The organism is Streptococcus sp. HSISS3, assembly GCF_000448605.1.
In the GTDB taxonomy this organism is placed as follows: Bacteria; Bacillota; Bacilli; order Lactobacillales; family Streptococcaceae; genus Streptococcus; species Streptococcus raffinosi.
Map to the genome: position 1 here is coordinate 1,262,399 of NZ_CM002130.1, position 19,356 is coordinate 1,281,754.

Genomic DNA, 19,356 nt, shown 5'->3' on the forward strand with positions numbered 1-19,356 from the left:
CGGTCTCCTTATAATTAGAGTCATGATCTAAACAATAGTTAACGATTTCTAAACGTTCTTCTTTCGTTGTTTTTCTGCTAGTCATATGATAAACCTCCGGAATAGGATTGTAATCCTTTAGTTCTTTATGACTATTATACCTGAAAACCCATTGTCTGATTTGTTCATGACTTCTTAGCCCAAATTTTCTAGCTAATTCTTGAAGGGAACCTTCTCCTGTTAAATAGGCTTCAATGCATTTTAGCTTAAACTCTGTAGAATAATTTTGGTTATGCTTTAGAGACTTTAGCCCCTCGTGCCCTTGATATTGATAGGCTGTAGCCCAGTCTTTAATAGTACAAGGATTGACCCCAAACTGACGAGCTAGTTGAGAACAGGAGGCTTTACCTTCAAGATACCAGGTAACAGCCCTCAGCTTGCCTTCAAAAGAAACCTTACTTTTTCTAGACATAATAAAAATCCTACTTTCGTAAACAGTACTTTATGTATTTTTACTGTCTACTTAAGTAGGACTATATCAATTCGATTGACTTTTAATCTCATGCTACTTATTTATCTTCATGTTCAGCTTTTTCATGATTAAGCTCTGACATAGCGAAAAAATCTTTCAAGGTGAAATAGCTCAATACAAGCATTCCCACCGTAACAAAGAACTCACCAGGTAAACTGAAGAATTTAATGATTGATAGCACTGCTAAAAGTAGGAGCAATGCTAAGGTAGCCATGACAAAGAGAAGATTCATGGTGTTTTTTACCGACTTTGGTGCAATAAAGAAATAGAATGATGCAATCAATATAGCAACAATCAGATAAAACATCTCTTCTCCTCTCTATATATTATTCAGCTTCTGCTGCTTTTTTCTTACGTTTATTGGCTTTATCACGCTCTGCTTTATTCAAAATTTGTTTACGCAAGCGGATAGATTCAGGCGTTACTTCCATGTACTCATCGTCATCCAAGAATTCAAGTGATTCTTCAAGAGTCAAGATACGTGGAGTCTTGATAACAGCCGTTTGGTCCTTAGTTGCTGAACGCACGTTTGTCATTTGTTTTGCTGTAGTGATATTGACACCAAGGTCATTTTCACGAGCATTTTCACCAACAATCATACCTTCATAAACTTCAGTACCTGGGTTAACAAAGATTGTACCACGTTCTTCGATACGCATGATTGAGTAAGTTGTCGCTTTACCTGTATCGATAGAAACAAGGGCACCACGGTGACGGCCACCAATTTCACCAGCAACAACTGGCAAGTATTGGTCGAAGGTGTGGTTCATGATACCGTAACCACGTGTCATAGACAAGAATTCAGTAGAGAATCCAATAAGTCCACGAGCTGGTACGAGGAAGATAAGACGTGTTTGACCATTACCAACCATTTGCATATCAAGCATATCACCTTTACGTTCTGAAAGGGCCTGAATAATAGAACCTTGGTACTCTTCAGGAGTATCAATTTGAACACGTTCAAATGGTTCGCATTTTACACCATCAATTTCTTTAATGATAACCTCTGGACGAGATACTTGAAGTTCATATCCTTCACGACGCATTGTTTCAATAAGAATTGACAAGTGCAATTCACCACGACCTGAAACCGTCCATTTATCAGGTGAATCAGTCGGATCTACACGAAGAGAAACGTCCGTTTGCAATTCTGCCAAAAGACGTTCTTCAACCTTACGTGATGTTACGTGTTTACCTTCACGACCGGCAAATGGTGAGTTGTTAGCCAAGAAAGTCATTTGAAGAGTTGGTTCATCAATACGAAGTACTGGCAATGGTTCAACAGCATCTGTTGGTGTGATTGTTTCACCAACGAAGATGTCTTCCATACCTGAGATGGCAATCAAGTCACCAGCTTTAGCTTCATCAATTTCACGACGCTCCAAACCAAAGAAACCAAAAAGTTTCGTAACACGGAAGTTTTTAGTTGTTCCGTCAAGTTTTGAAAGAGTAACTTGGTCACCAACTTTTACAGTTCCACGGAAGACACGTCCAATACCAATACGTCCAACAAAGTCGTTGTAGTCAAGAAGTGACACTTGAAATTGAAGTGGCTCATCTGAGTTATCTACAGGAGCTGGGATGTGATCAATAATCGTGTCAAAGATTGGAGCCATAGTGTGCTCTTGATCAGCAGGATTATCTGACAATGATGATGTACCATTAATCGCTGATGCATATACAACTGGGAATTCCAACTGATCATCATCGGCGCCAAGTTCGATGAAGAGTTCTAGGACTTCATCAACAACTTCTTCAGGGCGAGCTGATGGTTTATCAATCTTGTTAACAACAACAATTGGTGTCAAATTTTGCTCAAGCGCTTTTTTCAACACAAAACGTGTTTGAGGCATAGTTCCTTCGTAGGCATCAACAACAAGGACAACCCCATCAACCATTTTCATGATACGTTCAACTTCTCCACCAAAGTCTGCGTGCCCCGGTGTGTCCATGATATTGATACGAGTACCTTTGTAAGCAACGGCTGTATTCTTAGCAAGGATAGTAATACCACGTTCTTTTTCAAGATCGTTAGAGTCCATTGCACGCTCATCAAGTTCCTTACGTTCATCAAGGGTATGCGATTGTTTCAACAATTCATCTACAAGTGTTGTTTTCCCGTGGTCAACGTGCGCAATAATGGCAACGTTACGGATGTCTTCTCTATATTTAGTCATTTTTTCCTCTTTAATTTTTATTTCAACTTTTCAAGTATACCACAATTTTAAGAAAATGGCAGAACCCAGACCAATTGTAAACGTTTTTCAATAAGAAAAAGGTGTAATAAGACCCCAGTTGGTCAGATACACCTTTTCACATTATTTTTGAATTGTAAGAGCTAGACTGGCAGCTCCAATGATACCAGCATCATTACCAAGCTCAGCCAATTTCACTTTTGTTGTACGACGTACTTGTGGGAAAGCATAACGTACAAAATAACTTTCTACTCTACTACGTAAGAATTCTCCAGCAGCTGAAACACCACCACCGATAACTACAGAATCAGGGTTAAGGATGTTTGAAATATTTGCTGTGGCAAGGCCAAGGTATTCTGACACTTTGTCAACAATACTATCGGCGAACTTATCTCCTTCAGCCGCAGCCATAAAGATATCTTTACTTGTTACTTGTTCACCGTTATCTACAGCAGCCTTAATGGCTGAATCACCTTCATACTCCTCGGCCATATGACGTGCCAAACGAACCACACCAGTTGCTGAAGCTACAGTTTCCAAACAGCCATTATTTCCACAAGTACATTCAAAACCTGTTTCAGGTTCAACGATAATATGACCAATCTCACCACCAGCACCAGCAACACCGTGAATCAAATTACCATCAGCGATAACACCGCCACCTACACCTGTTCCAAGTGTTACAAAAACAACATCTGGATTGTTGGCACCAGCACCAACCCAACGTTCACCTAAAGCAGCCACATTTGCATCATTATCAATAGCGAATGGAATACCCAATTCTTTTTCAATGACAGATCCAACTTCTTGAGTGTCTGCCCAGTTTAGGTTGAAGGCACCTGTTACCGTCTTATTTTTACGGTCAACAGCACCCGGAGATCCCATACCAATTCCAATAAAGTCATCTGCAGTGAGTCCGTACATTGCCAAACGGTGTTTCAAGGACTCAATAATATTTGGAACGATGTGACGTCCATCTTCAAGCGTATTTGTTTCAATCGCCCATTTTTCCTGAACGCTACCTTCTGCAGTCAAAATACCAAATTTGACAGTTGTTCCACCAAGGTCAATACCCAAGAGTTTTTTGCTCATTTTCTTTCTCCATTTCAATGCGATGCTCATGTCGTAAAATCATTTCAGCAGATAGATAATTGTCTTTATCAATTAAGCCATTCTGGTAAAGAGCCTCTAACTCAATTTTCATCATCTCAATATCATAAAGTCTTTTACCTAGATAAACTATTATGCCAAATTGCTTCAACAACTGTTGAACATCATATAAAGTTCTCATAGCAATATTTTAGCAAAAAGCTTCAGTCATGACAAGAGACTATTGAAAACCTTTACAAATTATCAATGCAAAATTTAAAACCCAAGCCGATAAGACTCAGGTTTTAATCTATTGGCAATTCGGGCAAATGCCATGGAAAATCATCTGTTCTCGAGTGATACGGAATCCTGTCTGCGATTCAACTTCTTCCTTGAAAGAAGGAATTGGCAAGTCTAAGTCAGTGATATGACCACATTTTTCACAAACAATATTCAAATGATCATGTCCCATAAAATCATAGTAGGTCGTATTATCATTGTTTACTTTAATTTCTGAGACGATTCCCTCTTCAACCAAAACTTTTAGATTGTTATAAACAGTCGCAAGACTCATACCTGGGTTGTCAGGGAGGAGATCATAATATATCACATCTGCACTAGGGTGCTGATCAGACATCATCAAATAACGGATAACAGCTTTGCGAGACTCCGTCAATCGAATTCCCTTCGCCTTTAACTGATTCAAGACATCTTCATAAACGCTTAAACTACGTCGATGTTGAGACATATCGTCCATTCCTTCTTCTAAAAGTATTTGTTAATATTATACACTTTTAAAGGAACTCTTGACAATCATCTTAACTCAGAAAAATGCTTATTTCAAGCCAGGTTCTTTACCAAGTTCAGCAGTCAACATCCATACTGTTTTATCAATTTCTGACTTAGCTGCTGTAAAGATATCATTTGAAGGAGCATCTCCTTCTTCATCTGTAATATCCAAACCAACTTGGAACAAAACTGACAAGTATTTATATGTATCAACCAACAATTGGATTTGATCAGTCATTGATTTATCAAAAGTACCTGTAGTTTCCGTCAATCCTGAATTAGATGAAAACTCAACGAGTGTTGAAAATGGTTCCCCACCAATAGTAATCAAACGTTCGCTAATAACATCAAGATGACCGTTCAAGCTATCCATTAATTCATCCATTTTTGGATGAAGATAAAGGAAACCAGAACCACGCATATACCAGTGTACTTGGTGGACAATTGAAGCTGCTACAGACAAATCAGCAACTGCTTGATTCAAGACTGCTTTAGTTTTAGTGTTTGTTGATGCTGTAACATGATCATTAACTGTTTCAGTGATAGTTTCTTTAATTGTATGTACCATATTTTTTCTCCTTATTTAGAATTACTATTGTTTACATCTTTATTTTAGAACATTTCTAAATAAGAGTCAAATATAATGATTTTTTGACTCTTTTTCGAATATATAGGTATGTTAAGTATCATTTATTTTTTCTAGGAGCTTCCTTAGGCTCATTTATTGGCTTGGTTTGTGACCGTTTCCCCGAAGAATCCATAGTGACTCCTAGCAGCCACTGCAGCTTTTGTAAGCACTCATTGCGATTTTTTGAGATGGTACCTGTCTTCTCACAACTTATTCTAAAATCTAGGTGTCGTTTTTGTCAAAAAGCTATTCCTTATCGTTATCTCTTTATTGAACTGTTCTGCGGAATAGTCTGTTTACTCTTTTTACACCACTTTCTAGATTTCGCTGAAGCCTACTTTATTATTTTCAGTCTCTGTCTAACACTCTTTGATTTAAAACATCAATCTTACCCACTTGTTATTTGGCTACTTGGAACTATGCCTCTCATTTTTTTGGGAAACTTTTACCTAACCTTTACTTTAGGACTCACACTCGCTATCCTATCTTGCCTCAAACACCTAAATATCGGAGAAGGTGATTTTCTCTACTTGGCAAGCGCCTCGCTCATTTTCCCATTTTCTCAAATACTACTGGCTATCGAAATAGCTTGTCTTTTGGGACTTATTTATTTCCTAGTCAGTAAAGACCTCAAGCAAAAAATCGCATTTGTACCTTTTCTGTTTGTAAGTATTTTATTTCTCACCTTCATCAAATAAAGCAAAAAAGCCGATGATTTCGGCTTTTTGATTTATTAATTCATATTAACACGGTGCCACTCGTTAATCACATAACAGAGCATACCCAGTTGTTGAAGACCCCAACCACTAATTTCCGATGAGTCTTCAGTCGAACCACCGAGGTAACGTGTATAGATTGCTACCATGTAAGGTGTGTCTTCCATAACAATAGCATCAACGTTTAGTGCTTCACGGACATAACCTGGTTTTTGATAAATCGTTAAATCAGGAAGGTAGGTCTTATAGTACTCATTAGGGAATGATTCACCAATGTAATGGAGAATATCCTTGTAGTTGTCCTGATGTTTCCAAAGGTAATCCAAAACTTGAATGTAATAATCTGTTGTTGTCTTATTACCATGCATTTGGATAGTCTTAACATCACCTTTTGACTTACCATATTTATCAAGCATACCATAGAATTTCTCTATACCACCTAGGCGTTCTGCCAAAGCATAAGCTGGAGTATTTTCAGAGTATACAAGAGAATATTCTTGCATTTCTGGAATGGTCATTGAACCACCAAAGGCAGCAACATAATTATCATGCTCACCTTGATACTCATACTCAGTATTCGTAATATCAAAACGTTCCGTTAAAGAAAGTTTGCCTTTATTGACCTCATCCATGACAAGCATGTTTAATGGCAATTTGTAGGTAGAGCCTGCAGTCATTGGCTGAGTATCATTCATGGAATAATGCTCATTAGTTTTGGTATTCTTGTATGAGAAAGCAATTTGGCTAGCATCAATACCTTGATCAGCCAGATAAGCTTCGACCACTTGGTTCAAAGTCATATTGGCATAGTCATAAGTCAAACCATTGGCCGCCATCGTGTTAGCATCAGCATCCATAACAGCTTGTTTAGCTTCAGCTGACTTGTTGGTTGGTGTGACCTTTTCCTCTTTTTCCTTCTCATCTTTTTTAGCCACTTTTGAACTGGATCCAAAAATATTTCCAAAGTTACCTGAGTGACCAGCTTGCTTACCGCGCCCTGCTAGAGCAAGCATAGCAACAAATAAAAGAACCACCAAAGCACCTAGGAAAGCCAAAATAAGGTAAGCTTTTTTATCATCTCGAGATGACTTGGATTTCGACTTAGATCTAGATTTCTTAGAACGCTTGCTCCTTAATGCTAAAGGTTCAGTTTTTGGTTCCTTTTCCTTTTGTTCATCTGATACGACTGTTTCCTTAGCAGGATTCTTATCTACAGATTTTTTAGAAGACTTTTTATGTTCTTTTTTCGTTTCTTTCTTCTTGGACTTTTTGGCGTCTTTTTTGACATCCTTCTTATCATCCTTGATATCATTTTTACCGTCTTTTTTGATATCTTTTTGAAGGTCTTGTTCTAGCGAATCTTTCTTCTTGTCTTTAGTTTTTCGGCGACTTCCACTATACTTTTTGCTTGAATGTTTTTTCTTTTTTTCATAACAATAATAGTTTAAGCTATAATGCCCTAAAAAGCAAGGAGATTTTACTGCCATATTACAAAAAAATCACCCTCAAGAATGAGGATGATAATAGACTTATTTAGCTGCTGCGTAAAGCTCAGCAACTTTATTCCAATTGATGATTTCAAAGAAGGCTTTGATGTAGTTTGGACGTACGTTACGGTAGTTTAGGTAGTAAGCGTGTTCCCAAACGTCAAGTGCTAAGATTGGTTTTTTACCGTCTGAGATTGGTGTATCTTGGTTGGCAGTTGAAACAACTTCAAGTTTACCTTCTGCGTTAACCACAAGCCATGCCCAACCTGAACCAAAACGAGTTGTTGCTGCTGCAGTAAAAGCTTCTTGGAAAGCTTCAAATGAACCAAAAGCTTCGTTAATAGCAGCTGCTACTTCTGCAGTTGGTTCTTGTTTTTCTGGTGATAAAAGTTCCCAGAAAAGTGCGTGATTAAGATGTCCACCACCATTGTTAATAAGTGCTTGACGGATATCTGCTGGAATTTTTTCGACATCAGCCAAAAGCGCTTCAAGGTCTTCACCAATTTCAGGGTGTTTTTCAAGCGCAGCATTAGCGTTTGCTACATAAGTTGCGTGGTGTTTATCGTGGTGAAGGGTCATTGTTTCAGCATCAATGTATGGTTCCAATGCATCATAAGCGTAAGGAAGGTCTGGAAGGATAATAGCCATATTAAGGGTCCTCATTTCATTTTTTCTTCATTTTACCCTAAAATGATAGAGCTTTCAAAAAATTTGCTTACTAAATCACTAAAAATCACAAATATTAACGATGTGAGCCTATCTTCAGAAGTGCTAAATCAAACAAATACTCTTTATCATAAGTACCAGTTTTAATCTGATAATCAGTCTCAATCAAACTCTTGATACTCGTCTTCAAAAATTCTATAGATAATGGACGACTGTCTCTAAGAGCATAGCGAATCTGATATGGATTAACTTTACGTCCTAGATAATCCGAAAGGCTTACGACAATTTGCTGTTCGCTTTTACCTTGAGCAGATAGGAGTTTCACTTGTAAATAGGTACGAAATTGTCCCAACATAACCGCTATTAACTTAATGTCATCCTCTCCCTGAAGGCGCAAATCATGGACCAGTTCACGTACCCCATTAATGTCACCTCGTAAAAGGAGTTGGGTCATGTCAAAGATATTATCCTGCAAGCTCTTTGGGATGGCTTCGGCAATATCCTTGGATGAGATATTTCCTTCCACTTTGTAGCCCTTTAAAAAGGCCATGTTTTTTTGAACATCTGAAAAGTCAAAATTTGACTTGATTAAGAGCTCCTCAAAAACACCTGTATAAAAAATAAGTCCCTCTTGATGCGCTTTTTTTTGAAAATACGTTTTAAGTTCCGCATCCTTTAGAGGACTGGTTTCAAGTACCAAGGCATCACGCTTTAATAGTTTTACTAAGCGACGCTTACCATCAAGTTTTCCCGATGCCATTAAAACAAGTCGAGTCGTTTCCACAGGTGACTGAAGGTAACTTTCAAGCCGTTTTAGCTCCTTATCATCCAGATAGGATTTTTTCGCTGTGGTCATATCTGCGAAATGATCAAAAATGACCACCTTCTCATCCGCAAAAAAAGGCATACTTTCTAAATCCAGTTCAGCCTCCTGATAGGTCGTCTCAGACATATCAAAATAGGAATAGGTCAAGTCACTCGGATCAAAACCGATTTGTTTTAAAAATGTTTCTTTAGCTTGACTATACTGCCCCAAATCTTCACCAGCTAAGACTGTTAACGTTGGTAGGGATTCTTTAGACAGCTTTTCAATGGTTTCCATAGCAATCATGGTTTTATTATAACAGAAATTTTGCCATAACAACAAAAAGCCCACCACAATAGTGATGAGCAATAGTTTGTCTGTTTGATCAACCTGAGTTACGAAGTCCTGTTGCAATACCATTAATAGAAATATGGATAAGACTAATTTCGTCATCAGTCAAATCATTGTTACGAAGACGTTTAATCAATTCAATTTGGATGTAGTTCAAGACATTGAAGTATGGCAAACGGAAGTCCAAACTTGCTTTAAGTGACGGACTCTCATCTAGGAAGCCATCATGTTTTTCAATCGCAAGAATGACATCTTTAGTCAACTGCCACTCATCCAAAATAATATTGAAGACACTACGAACTTCTTCACTTTCTGCCAATTGTGCATAGTGGAAGGCGATATTCATATCTGATTTTGAAAGCACCATGTCTACGTTTGACAAAAGTGAACGGAAGAATGGCCATGTTTCAAACATATGTTGAAGTTTCTCGAGGTTGCCTTCTTCAGCTTGGATAAAGCGATTAAAGGCAGAACCCACACCATACCAACCTGGGAACATGATACGGTTTTGTGACCATGAGAATACCCAAGGAATCGCACGCAGACCAGAAATCTCAGTAATAGTCTTACGAGCAGCTGGACGAGAACCAATATTCAAACTTGACACTTCTTTGATAGGACTAGCTTCAAAGAAGTAATCGTAGAAATGTTCATTTCCAAAGACAAGGTCACGATAAATAACATTTGAATCGTGAACAATTCCGTCCATAACCTCACGGAAATCAACCAATTCTTCTGGATCGGCAATTTGACGTGTCACCATACGGTCAAGAGCAGCTGAAACAATCATTTCAAGATTGTAGTAGGCAGCATCCTTGTTGCCATATTTATTACCGATAACCTCACCTTGTTCAGTCAAGCGGATACGGTCTTTGATTGTACCAAATGGTTGAGAAGTAATGGCATCATATGATGGGCCACCACCACGACCAACAGTACCACCACGACCATGGAAGAAGGTAATCTTAATACCACGCTCTTCCCCAATCTTAGTCAATTCATTTTGAGCCTTGTAGAGGGTCCAACCAGATGACAAGTAACCACCATCTTTGTTAGAGTCTGAGTAACCCAACATGATTTCTTGGTAATTGTTACTATTTTTAATCCAACGTTTAACGATATCATAACCAAGATATTGTTTCATGATATCATTAGAGTTTTCCAAGTCTTCGATAGTTTCAAAAAGTGGAACAATTTGGACACGCGCACGTTCTGTATCAACCAAGCCAACTTCTTTAAGAAGGATAGCCAACTCAAACATATCAGAAACGCTCTCAGTGTGAGAAATGATATGTTGTTTGATGACATCTTCACCAATATAGTCTTTCAAGAGACGAGCTGTACGGAAGATTGCCAATTCTTTTTCAAGAATTTCTGACTTAGGCACATTAGTTGATGACAAAGTACGAGGATCTTCTTGCAATTCTTTGAGAAGAACCGCAACCTTTTCAACCTCAGTCAATTCACTATAGTTATCAACAATATTAGCAGACTTAAGCAATTCTGCCACACAAGTTTCATGAACGCTTGAATCCTGACGCATATCGATTGTAGCAAGATAGAAACCAAAGACTTCTACAGCTTGGAGAAGCTCTTCAAAATCACCTGAAATTAAGACAGCATCGTCGTTTTCAAGAAGTGAATTTTTGATTGCCAAAAGATCATCATGGAAATCCTCAGCTGTTTCATAAAATTCAGTCGTTTGTTGTGAGACAGCTTGAAGACTTTGGCTGAGACGTTGTTGCACGTAATCAGCTACTACTTCACCCGTTGAAGCTGAGCCTAGACGAACATTTTCAGAAAGACGTTTGGCAACTCTTTCCTTGCTAAAGTTTCCTTCTTTAAAGAAAAGAAGTGTCTGAATCAACTTAGACTGGATGTAACTGAAAGCACGACGGTAAGGTTCATTTTCACGATAAACAGATGTATCTGGAGAATGTTTCGCCATCTCTGCTACTGTATCTGAAACCTCAGTCAAGCGTGATGAGAGGGAGAATGAACGGTAAAGATTATCAACTTTTTCGATATAGTAATTGAGGATAACTTCACTTTGTACTGTTGCAGAAAGTTTAAGAGTTTCTGCTGTTACAAATGGGTTCCCGTCACGGTCACCACCAATCCACATACCCATAGTAATAGGTGTTGGATTGTCGAGTTCAATACCTTTTTCAACTGCTAAACGTTTGAATTCATGTGATAGGTTCGTAATCGCCTTAATCAATGAGGAGTTATAATACTCCATAACGTTAGTGATTTCGTTTTTAACCTTAAGTTTTTCTCACGAATGATATCTGTTTGCATCATAATTTCTACATAACGACGCAAATCTGCATACCATTTATCCTTGTTAATAAGACCAGCCTTAACATCACGATGCTTACGGAGAAGTTCGTGAATGTGGTTAGTCAATTCAAGCATAGTTTTACGTTGAACCTGAGTTGGGTGAGCTGTCAATACTGGCACGACATTGACATGTTCAAGAATATCACGTGCATTATCACTTTCAGCGACAACATCAAAGGTTTCAGACAACTTACCTAGATAAGATTCATCAATATTGTTCTTGTGGTTGACTTCATAAGCCAAATCCACGTCCTCAGAGATATTAATCAAGAGAGGTAACAAAGAGAAATAACGTGATGCAACGACCATATCGTCATTCGTCATTTCTGAAATGGCTTGTGTAAGGGCCACATAGTCACCTTCATCATAAAGTTCAACCAAATGTTGGATAGTTGTGAGACCTTGCTCTCCAGCCATGCCTCGTGTTGCATCATCCAACAATTCTTTCAAGATACCAACTTCTTCAGAGATGATTTCCTGGTTGTTACTGCTTTCCAATTTGTTAAAAGCCAAACCGTATTCTCCTTACTTTATGTAGTACCCTTTTATCATATCACTTTTAAAACAAAAGTAAACTATTTTCCTTTAAATCGTCAGTTATTTTGCAATTTTCCGACTTTTTCAAACAATTTTTTAAGTCTATTTCCGAACTTTATAAAAAAAAGACTCTGAAACAGAGTTCAGAATCTTAATTATACTTTTTTTGATAGAATTTGATTTCATCGCCATCTTCAACTTTAAGTTGGTTGGCTGCTTTTTCACCAAGTTTCCCATTAACATCAAACATCCAATAGATGCCCTTATCTTTATCTTGAGAAATACCATCAATCTCAGTGATGAAGCCATCGTTTTCTTGAACAGGATATACCTCTTCCAAGACATCAAGCACTGTATCCCCTTTTTGGATTTCTACTGATTTTTTCTTACTTTCCTTATCTGTTTTCAAAATCAAAGTCACCTGACCTTGAACCTTAGACTGATGATTGTTTGTGCTGCTAGTAAGTTTAGCTGCTTCATTTTTTCCACAGGCTACTAGAGTAACAAGTGATAAGGCAAGAAAGAGATAAGTTAATAATTTTTTCATTTCAAAAACCTCCTAAAAATAGACTGGATGAATGGATAAAATAGAAGCGTCGATACTGCATGATAGGTGTCGTAAAGAAGACCAGAGATAACAAAGGTAAGACCACTCTTAAATAGGAGGCCATAACTGTAATCCATGAGAACTCCGTAGAGAAAGGACAAAAGAGTTACCAAAGCAATCTGCCAAACAAGTGATAACCTAGGTGCAATCAAACTCCAAAGAGCCATCAATACTCCGAAAGCCAGAATCTGATTAAAGACCCAGGGACCAAAGCCAAAGATGAATCCTGAGATGGCCATGGTTAAAGCCATAATCAAGAGACCATCTACCAAGCCCAAATAAAGAACAGCCACAAAAAACATAGCTGTAATAGGCTGAATATTTGGCAATCCTATAAATGCTGACCGTAATCCTACTGCCAGAGCTGACAGAATAGCTATCCGAGCCATTCGTTGAATCGTTAGTTTCATACATCTATTATGCCAGAAATAAGGAAATATGACTAGTTTTTCAAAATAAAAACTAAAGATTTCTTGAAATACAGAGTAAGATCGTACAGATTGAAGAAAATATTGTTCCTTGTAGCCTCTCCCAAATATCAAACAGTTTGAGCAGGCTGAATATTTGATATAAAAAGTGTTCTCTCATTCACTATCCTCTGTCATCTTGATAACAGTAAATAATTAAGTTCAATTAATTATAAAAGTTAACTTGACTTAATTTTTATTTTAAAGTATATTAAACTCAAGGAGGTAGCTAATGATTCAAATTGAAAATATTAATGTGTCTTACCAACAGACATTAGCTCTGGATAATATCACCTTAAACTTGGAGGGACCTAGTATTACTGGGATTATTGGACCAAATGGTGCTGGTAAATCAACTCTAATTAAAGCGTTAATTGGTATTATTCCTCACTCTGGAAAAATCCTTTTCAATAAACAACCTATTCGTCAGCAATTGAATCGTATTTCCTATGTTGCACAGAAGGCTGATATTGATTTTAACTTTCCGATTACTGTCAGAGAGTGCATCTCTCTAGGACTCTATCCCAAAACCAAGTTCTTTAAACGTCTATCTAAGAGTGATTGGTCTAAGGTCACAGATGCTTTAACACTACTTGGTCTAAATGATTTGGCCCATCGACAAATAAGCCAATTATCAGGAGGCCAATTTCAACGTGTTCTAATCGCTCGTTGTCTTGTACAAGAGGCTGATATTATTTTATTAGATGAACCCTTTGTAGGGATTGACTCTGTTAGCGAAGATATTATCATGAACACCTTGAGAGAACTTAGGGACAAAGGTAAGCTTATTCTTATTGTCCACCATGATTTGAGCAAAGTTCCTCATTATTTTGACCAAGTTATCCTCCTAAATCGTAAACTGATTGCTAGTGGGCCTACTAATCTTGTTTTTAATGAGGATAATCTCCGTAAAACCTACGGTAACAGTTTATTTTATAAAGGAGATGCAAATGATTTCTGAATTTATTGATGGTTTGCTAAATTTCCACTTCTTACAAAATGCTCTTATAACGGCTTTAGTTATTGGAATTGTCGGGGGTGCTGTTGGTTGTTTTATTATTCTAAGAGGTATGTCACTTATGGGTGATGCAATTTCACATGCGGTTCTACCTGGGGTAGCCATTTCCTTTATCTTGGGTATTAACTTTTTCATAGGAGCTATCATCTTTGGACTTTTAGCTTCTACAATGATTACCTATATCAAAAGTAATTCCATTATTAAGAGTGACACGGCAATTGGGATTACCTTTTCGAGCTTTCTAGCTCTCGGTATTATTCTCATCGGTGTTGCTAATAGTTCCACAGATCTCTTTCATATTCTCTTCGGGAATATTCTAGCTGTACAAGACATGGATATGTGGATAACGATTATCGTTTCACTTCTCGTACTAGCAACTATTACAATCTTCTTTCGCCCTCTACTCCTAACATCCTTTGATCCAATTTTGGCCAAGTCTATGGGAGTTAAGGTCACCTTCTACCACTACTTACTTATGGTTATTCTAACTTTGGTTTCTGTAACTGCCATGCAGAGTGTTGGCACTATTCTTATTGTGGCACTTTTAATTACACCGGCTGCCACTGCCTACCTTTATGTTCATAGCCTAAAAACAATGATTCTTCTCTCATCAGGATTGGGGGCTCTGGCATCTGTTCTAGGTCTTTTTATCGGCTATAGTTTTAATATTGCAGCTGGTTCGAGCATTGTATTAACGTCTGCTCTACTCTTTCTCATCAGCTTTTTCATCGCCCCTAAACAAAGTGGCATGAATAAAACTTCTAAACAATAAAAAATAGGATGAAAATAATATGAAAAAAATACTATCAACAATAGCACTATTACTTTTAGCGGTAGTTGCTTTAGCAGCGTGTAGCAATAAACAAGGCAGTAGCAATAAATTACGAGTCGTTACGACCAATTCCATTATTGCTGATATCACCAAAAATATTGCCGGAGATAAAATCACTCTCCACAGTATTGTCCCGGTTGGTAAGGATCCTCACGAATACGAACCCCTTCCTGATGATGTAAAGAAGACATCGCAAGCTGACTTGATTTTTTACAACGGTATCAATTTAGAAACTGGTGGAAATGCTTGGTTTACTAAGTTAGTCAAGAATGCTCATAAGACAGAAAATAAAGATTATTTTGCAGTTAGTGATGGTGTTAAGGTAATTTACCTTGAAGGTCAATCAGAAAAAGGTAAGGAAGATCCCCACGCTTGGCTTAATCTGGAAAATGGGATTATTTATGCTCAAAATATTGCCAAGCAACTGATTGCTAAGGACCCTAAAAACAAGACCTACTACGAAAAGAATCTAAAATCCTATACTGACAAACTTAGTAAACTGGACCAAGAAGCTAAAGAAACATTTAACAAGATTCCCGATGAGAAAAAACTGATTGTCACTAGTGAAGGATGCTTCAAATACTTCTCAAAAGCCTATGGCGTACCATCTGCCTACATCTGGGAAATCAATACAGAAGAAGAAGGCACACCAGACCAAATCAAAACACTCGTGGAAAAACTACGTCAAACAAAGGTACCAGCTCTCTTTGTCGAATCTAGTGTCGATGAACGCCCTATGAAAACAGTATCTAAGGATACCGATATTCCTATCTATGCAAAGATCTTTACAGATTCTATTGCTGAAAAAGGGCAAGACGGTGACAGCTACTACAACATGATGAAATATAATCTGGATAAAATCACCCAAGGCTTGAATCAGTAAAAATCTTATCTAAGAAACATTCTGTATTCTTATGATAAATCTGTTATACTAAGGTGAGACTATTTTCAAAGGAAGAGAAATGACACCTAACAAAGAAGACTACCTCAAATGTATCTATGAGATTGGTACTGAAGAAGGCAAAATAAGCAATAAGGAAATCGCAAACCGTATGCAGGTGTCTCCACCTGCTGTGACGGAAATGATTAAGAAATTGATTTCAGAAGACCTCATCATCAAAGACAAAGTCAAGGGCTATCTTCTAACGAAAACTGGTAAAATCAATGTCGCTGAACTCTATCGGAAACATCGCCTCATCGAAGTCTTTTTGGTGGACCACTTGCAATACACTTGTGATCAAATTCATCAAGAGGCTGAAATTTTAGAGCATACTGTCTCTGATCACTTCATCAATGCTCTTGACCGTCTACTCAATTATCCTCAAACCTGTCCACATGGCGGGCAAATTCCCAAATCAGGTCAACTCATAGAAGAATTTTATAACCAAACTTTTACACAAGGCCTTGCTCCTGGAGACTATGTCCTTCGTCGAGTTCAAGATCAAATTGATCTAATCCATTATTTGAAGACTGTCGGTCTTAAAATTGGAACACCTTTTACCTTGGAAGGCTTTGACCCTTTCACACAACTCTACCGACTACATATTGATGGAAAGGACATCCAAATCCCAGAAGCCATTGCTAGTAACCTTTATATCGAATCAATCTAAAAAGAGAGGCTGATAAACACCCTTAGAAGTGTCATCAGTCTCTCTTTTTTACATATGTCTTAAGCGTTCCACCCGTTCTGAAATTGGTGGGTGAGTGTAAAAGAGCTTCTGCAAACCAGATTCCTTTTTAGGATCATTGATATAGAGCGCAGCACTGGCATCATCTACGTGATGTTGCATAGGAGCACTATTATCAAGTTTGAGCAGAGCGTTAATCATACCTTGTGGGTTACGTGTCAATTCGACGCTAGAAGCATCAGCTAAAAATTCACGCTGGCGTGAAATGGCCAGTTGAACCAAGGTGGCTGCCAAAGGTGCCAAGATAATAGAGATTAAGGAAACAATGAGAAGAATAATCTCCAAACCACTGCCTCCATCACGATCATCATCACTCCTACGGCGACCGCCACCCCAGAACATCATATTGCGTGCCATTCCAGCTAACATGGTAATGGCAGAAGCCAAGGCCACTGCAATGGTAGAAATACGAATGTCATAGTTGCGAATATGGCTTACTTCATGTCCCATAACTCCTTCAAGCTCCTCACGGTTCATAACCGCAAGGAGACCTGTTGTAGCTGCTACTGCAGCATTCTGAGGGCTAGAGCCAGTCGCAAAAGCATTCATTGAAGGATCGTTGACAATAAAGACACGTGGCATGGGAATCTGTGCCACCATTGCCATATCCTCAACCACATGATAAAGATCTGGGGCTGTTTGTTCATCCACTTCTTGTGCACCATTCATGGCCATAACAAGATTGGTTGACTGAAAAATCATGGTCACAGCATAAATGAAACCAATAACCAAGGCAAGAATCAATCCACCATAACCAGAACCTAGCCAAAGATAACCAACAGCATAACCAACAAGACCCAACAAGAGGAAAAAGACCAGAAGTAAAAGCCAAGTCCTTCTCTTATTTCGAGCAATTTGATCAAATAACATATTAGTTACCTAATCCACTGAAATCAACCTTAGGAACAGCTTTTTCTGCTTCCGGTGTTTCAAGGAATTCAGCAGCCTTAAAGCTAAACATTTTAGCAATAACATTGCTCGGGAATGTTTCCAATTTCACATTGTAGTTACTTGTCACACTGTTATAAAGTTGACGTGAGTAGGCAATTTTATTTTCAGTGTTAGTCAATTCTTCTTGAAGCTGACTAAAGTTAGCACTAGCCTTAAGGTCAGGGTAACTTTCAGCTACCGCAAAGATGCCAGAAACCTGACGTGTCAATTCATCACTGGCACGCATAGCTGCTGCAGGGGATGTTGCTGCTGCAACCTGATTACGAAGTTCTGCTACTTTTTCAAGCGTTGAACCTTCATATTTAGCGTAACCTTTAACGGTTTCAATCAAGTTAGGAAGGAGATCATTACGACGTTTCAATTGAACATCAATCTGACTCCAGGCCTCCTTAGTCTGCATACGGCTTTTAACCAAGCCGTTATAACTTGCAATAACAAAGATCACAAGAACAACAATAATGGCGATAATAATCCAAATCATATTTAGTTTCCTTTCTTATAACTTAAAAAGAGTTCAAATGACTATCCTTTTAAGTGTTTTGATAGATTCAGTATATCAAATTTTCAGATAAAAGTGGTGAAATGTGAAATCATTTTACGAAAAAACTGGACATCTTGTCAAGCTCTTCATCATTCTTTAGTTGTGTGTCGTTTACCTTGGGAGATTGCGTCTGCTTCTGACATAGTGACGACATTTGATTTGTTGGTGTTTTTAGGCATACTGTTGATGTCATACCAATAAACATCTGCTGTTCCTTGACGTGCCACATAAACTGTTCTGCTCTCTTCTTGTGTAGGTTGTGCAGGTTCTGGCTCAGAACTTGGTTGCTCAGTCACCTGCGAACTCTCAGAACTAGGCTCAGATGGTACGTCAGTATATGCAGGAACCGTATTTGTTGCAGTCCCATTCGCATAATTGATTTCTGCATTTGGTGATTGGTTATCCAAAACAATATGTGTAATTCCTTGACTGTCAAGAGTCTCCTTATCTCCACCAAGTTTAATTTCCAAGAGATTTCCAGAACTATCAATGCCAACATACTGAAGTTCCACTTGACGGGGTAACAACTCGTCTCCACTATAGATAGCTGTTACCTTATAGTCTAGCCAATAGTTAGGGTGGAGTGCTAGCCAGTTATCCAAACGATTCTCATAATAAAGCATACCTGACTGATTGCCTTCATCGGTTCCTTTATAATTTCCAGAGTTCAACCAGGCAGTCATAGGTACTAAATTCTTGCCTTCATCATTGACACCCGAAAACTGATAGCCAATCAAATGCCCTCGATTCATTAGCCAAGATTTTGATTTACCGTCACCATAATAAAACTTATAGTTATGCCATCCTACAGGATCATATTTTATTTTACCGGGACGCTTATTCTTCGGCTCGTCCTTATCTTGTAACTGTATATGAGCACTGTGGGCACGTCCTAGCTGGTCCTTCTCCTCCATGACAAACTGCTTTTGACCATTAAAAGCCAAGATACCATTGTTCTCATCCGCTTGAACCACTTGAGAGCTCACAGCCAACGATTGTTTGCTAGTATCTACTGAAAATCCGAATCCTAAAGTAAATACTAAAATAAGAAGAGCAAATAAACAAATCCTACTATTTCTTTTTCTTTCATCATCTTAACTCCTTAATTTTTCTTATCACTGTAATTATACAGGAC

20 protein-coding genes and 1 pseudogene are annotated in these 19,356 nt (G+C 38.1%); 5 read left to right on the top strand and 16 right to left on the bottom strand.

The annotated features are described in order from the left end of the window. From HSISS3_RS05840 to HSISS3_RS05870, 7 genes are all read right to left on the bottom strand, one after another. Positions 1-451 (bottom strand): helix-turn-helix domain-containing protein (locus HSISS3_RS05840; RefSeq protein ID WP_167546245.1); only part of this gene is annotated, 451 nt, incomplete at its 3' end. Positions 452-548: 97 nt separating this feature from the next. After that, entirely contained in the window at positions 549-818 is a 270-nt protein-coding gene (locus HSISS3_RS05845; protein WP_002884134.1) for a DUF3165 family protein, read from the bottom strand. A 19-nt stretch (positions 819-837) separates the two neighbouring features. Further along, positions 838-2,688: a translational GTPase TypA gene (gene typA / locus HSISS3_RS05850; protein ID WP_021152038.1), complete on the bottom strand. Its 1,851-nt coding sequence runs from the start codon at positions 2,686-2,688 to the stop codon at positions 838-840. Between the two features lie 141 nt (positions 2,689-2,829). Continuing rightward, on the bottom strand, positions 2,830-3,798 hold the full coding sequence (locus HSISS3_RS05855; RefSeq protein ID WP_002887638.1) for an ROK family glucokinase: 969 nt from the start codon (positions 3,796-3,798) through the stop codon (positions 2,830-2,832). Next, positions 3,773-3,997 carry a YqgQ family protein gene (locus tag HSISS3_RS05860; protein ID WP_008534273.1) on the bottom strand — a complete coding sequence of 75 codons (225 nt, stop codon included), beginning with the start codon at positions 3,995-3,997 and terminating at the stop codon, positions 3,773-3,775. Before HSISS3_RS05860 ends, HSISS3_RS05855 begins: the two co-directional genes overlap by 26 nt. Positions 3,998-4,105: 108 nt before the next feature. Continuing rightward, complete coding sequence (locus HSISS3_RS05865; RefSeq protein WP_002887639.1) at positions 4,106-4,543, bottom strand: Fur family transcriptional regulator; 438 nt, start codon at positions 4,541-4,543, stop codon at positions 4,106-4,108. Positions 4,544-4,630: 87 nt separating this feature from the next. Continuing rightward, on the bottom strand, positions 4,631-5,152 hold the full coding sequence (locus HSISS3_RS05870; RefSeq protein WP_021152040.1) for a Dps family protein: 522 nt from the start codon (positions 5,150-5,152) through the stop codon (positions 4,631-4,633). A gap of 98 nt (positions 5,153-5,250) precedes the next feature. Between HSISS3_RS05870 and HSISS3_RS05875 the strand changes: the two genes are divergently transcribed. Continuing rightward, positions 5,251-5,910: a prepilin peptidase gene (locus HSISS3_RS05875; protein ID WP_042772074.1), complete on the top strand. Its 660-nt coding sequence runs from the start codon at positions 5,251-5,253 to the stop codon at positions 5,908-5,910. Positions 5,911-5,945: 35 nt separating this feature from the next. On the opposite strand, the gene HSISS3_RS05880 is transcribed toward HSISS3_RS05875, so the two are convergent. From HSISS3_RS05880 to HSISS3_RS05905, 6 genes and pseudogenes are all read right to left on the bottom strand, one after another. Next, a complete protein-coding gene (locus HSISS3_RS05880; protein WP_021152042.1) occupies positions 5,946-7,415 on the bottom strand; it encodes a serine hydrolase in 1,470 nt (489 codons plus the stop codon). A 42-nt stretch (positions 7,416-7,457) separates the two neighbouring features. Beyond that, positions 7,458-8,063 (bottom strand): superoxide dismutase SodA, encoded by a 606-nt coding sequence (gene sodA / locus HSISS3_RS05885; protein WP_008534268.1) that lies wholly within the window; start codon positions 8,061-8,063, stop codon positions 7,458-7,460. A 94-nt stretch (positions 8,064-8,157) separates the two neighbouring features. Continuing rightward, positions 8,158-9,192 (bottom strand): DNA polymerase III subunit delta, encoded by a 1,035-nt coding sequence (holA, locus tag HSISS3_RS05890; RefSeq protein WP_021152043.1) that lies wholly within the window; start codon positions 9,190-9,192, stop codon positions 8,158-8,160. Between the two features lie 79 nt (positions 9,193-9,271). Beyond that, positions 9,272-12,093, bottom strand: a pseudogene (gene ppc, locus HSISS3_RS05895) (phosphoenolpyruvate carboxylase). Positions 12,094-12,268: 175 nt separating this feature from the next. Further along, on the bottom strand, positions 12,269-12,664 hold the full coding sequence (locus tag HSISS3_RS05900) for a DUF4430 domain-containing protein (RefSeq protein ID WP_021152046.1): 396 nt from the start codon (positions 12,662-12,664) through the stop codon (positions 12,269-12,271). Beyond that, positions 12,661-13,134, bottom strand: a complete 474-nt coding sequence (locus HSISS3_RS05905) for a membrane protein (RefSeq protein WP_037597654.1) — start codon at positions 13,132-13,134, stop codon at positions 12,661-12,663. The genes HSISS3_RS05900 and HSISS3_RS05905 overlap by 4 nt, the downstream gene beginning before the upstream one ends. 289 nt (positions 13,135-13,423) lie before the next feature. Here HSISS3_RS05905 and HSISS3_RS05910 point away from each other — a divergent pair, with 289 nt between their 5' ends. From HSISS3_RS05910 to HSISS3_RS05925, 4 genes are all read left to right on the top strand, one after another. Beyond that, on the top strand, positions 13,424-14,152 hold the full coding sequence (locus tag HSISS3_RS05910; protein ID WP_021152048.1) for a metal ABC transporter ATP-binding protein: 729 nt from the start codon (positions 13,424-13,426) through the stop codon (positions 14,150-14,152). After that, entirely contained in the window at positions 14,142-14,981 is an 840-nt protein-coding gene (locus HSISS3_RS05915; protein ID WP_002884063.1) for a metal ABC transporter permease, read from the top strand. Before HSISS3_RS05910 ends, HSISS3_RS05915 begins: the two co-directional genes overlap by 11 nt. A gap of 19 nt (positions 14,982-15,000) precedes the next feature. Then, entirely contained in the window at positions 15,001-15,924 is a 924-nt protein-coding gene (locus tag HSISS3_RS05920) for a metal ABC transporter substrate-binding protein (RefSeq protein ID WP_021152049.1), read from the top strand. Positions 15,925-16,003: 79 nt separating this feature from the next. Then, positions 16,004-16,651: a metal-dependent transcriptional regulator gene (locus tag HSISS3_RS05925; RefSeq protein ID WP_021152050.1), complete on the top strand. Its 648-nt coding sequence runs from the start codon at positions 16,004-16,006 to the stop codon at positions 16,649-16,651. Positions 16,652-16,699: 48 nt separating this feature from the next. On the opposite strand, the gene htpX is transcribed toward HSISS3_RS05925, so the two are convergent. The 3 genes from htpX to HSISS3_RS05940 all read right to left on the bottom strand — a co-directional run bounded on the left by htpX (position 16,700) and on the right by HSISS3_RS05940 (position 19,288). Beyond that, a complete protein-coding gene (gene htpX, locus HSISS3_RS05930; protein WP_002887671.1) occupies positions 16,700-17,599 on the bottom strand; it encodes a zinc metalloprotease HtpX in 900 nt (299 codons plus the stop codon). 1 nt (position 17,600) lies between these two features. Beyond that, positions 17,601-18,161: a LemA family protein gene (locus HSISS3_RS05935; RefSeq protein WP_008534254.1), complete on the bottom strand. Its 561-nt coding sequence runs from the start codon at positions 18,159-18,161 to the stop codon at positions 17,601-17,603. A gap of 149 nt (positions 18,162-18,310) precedes the next feature. Continuing rightward, a complete protein-coding gene (locus HSISS3_RS05940) occupies positions 18,311-19,288 on the bottom strand; it encodes a DNA/RNA non-specific endonuclease (RefSeq protein ID WP_042771889.1) in 978 nt (325 codons plus the stop codon). Between the last annotated feature and the right edge of the window lie 68 nt (positions 19,289-19,356).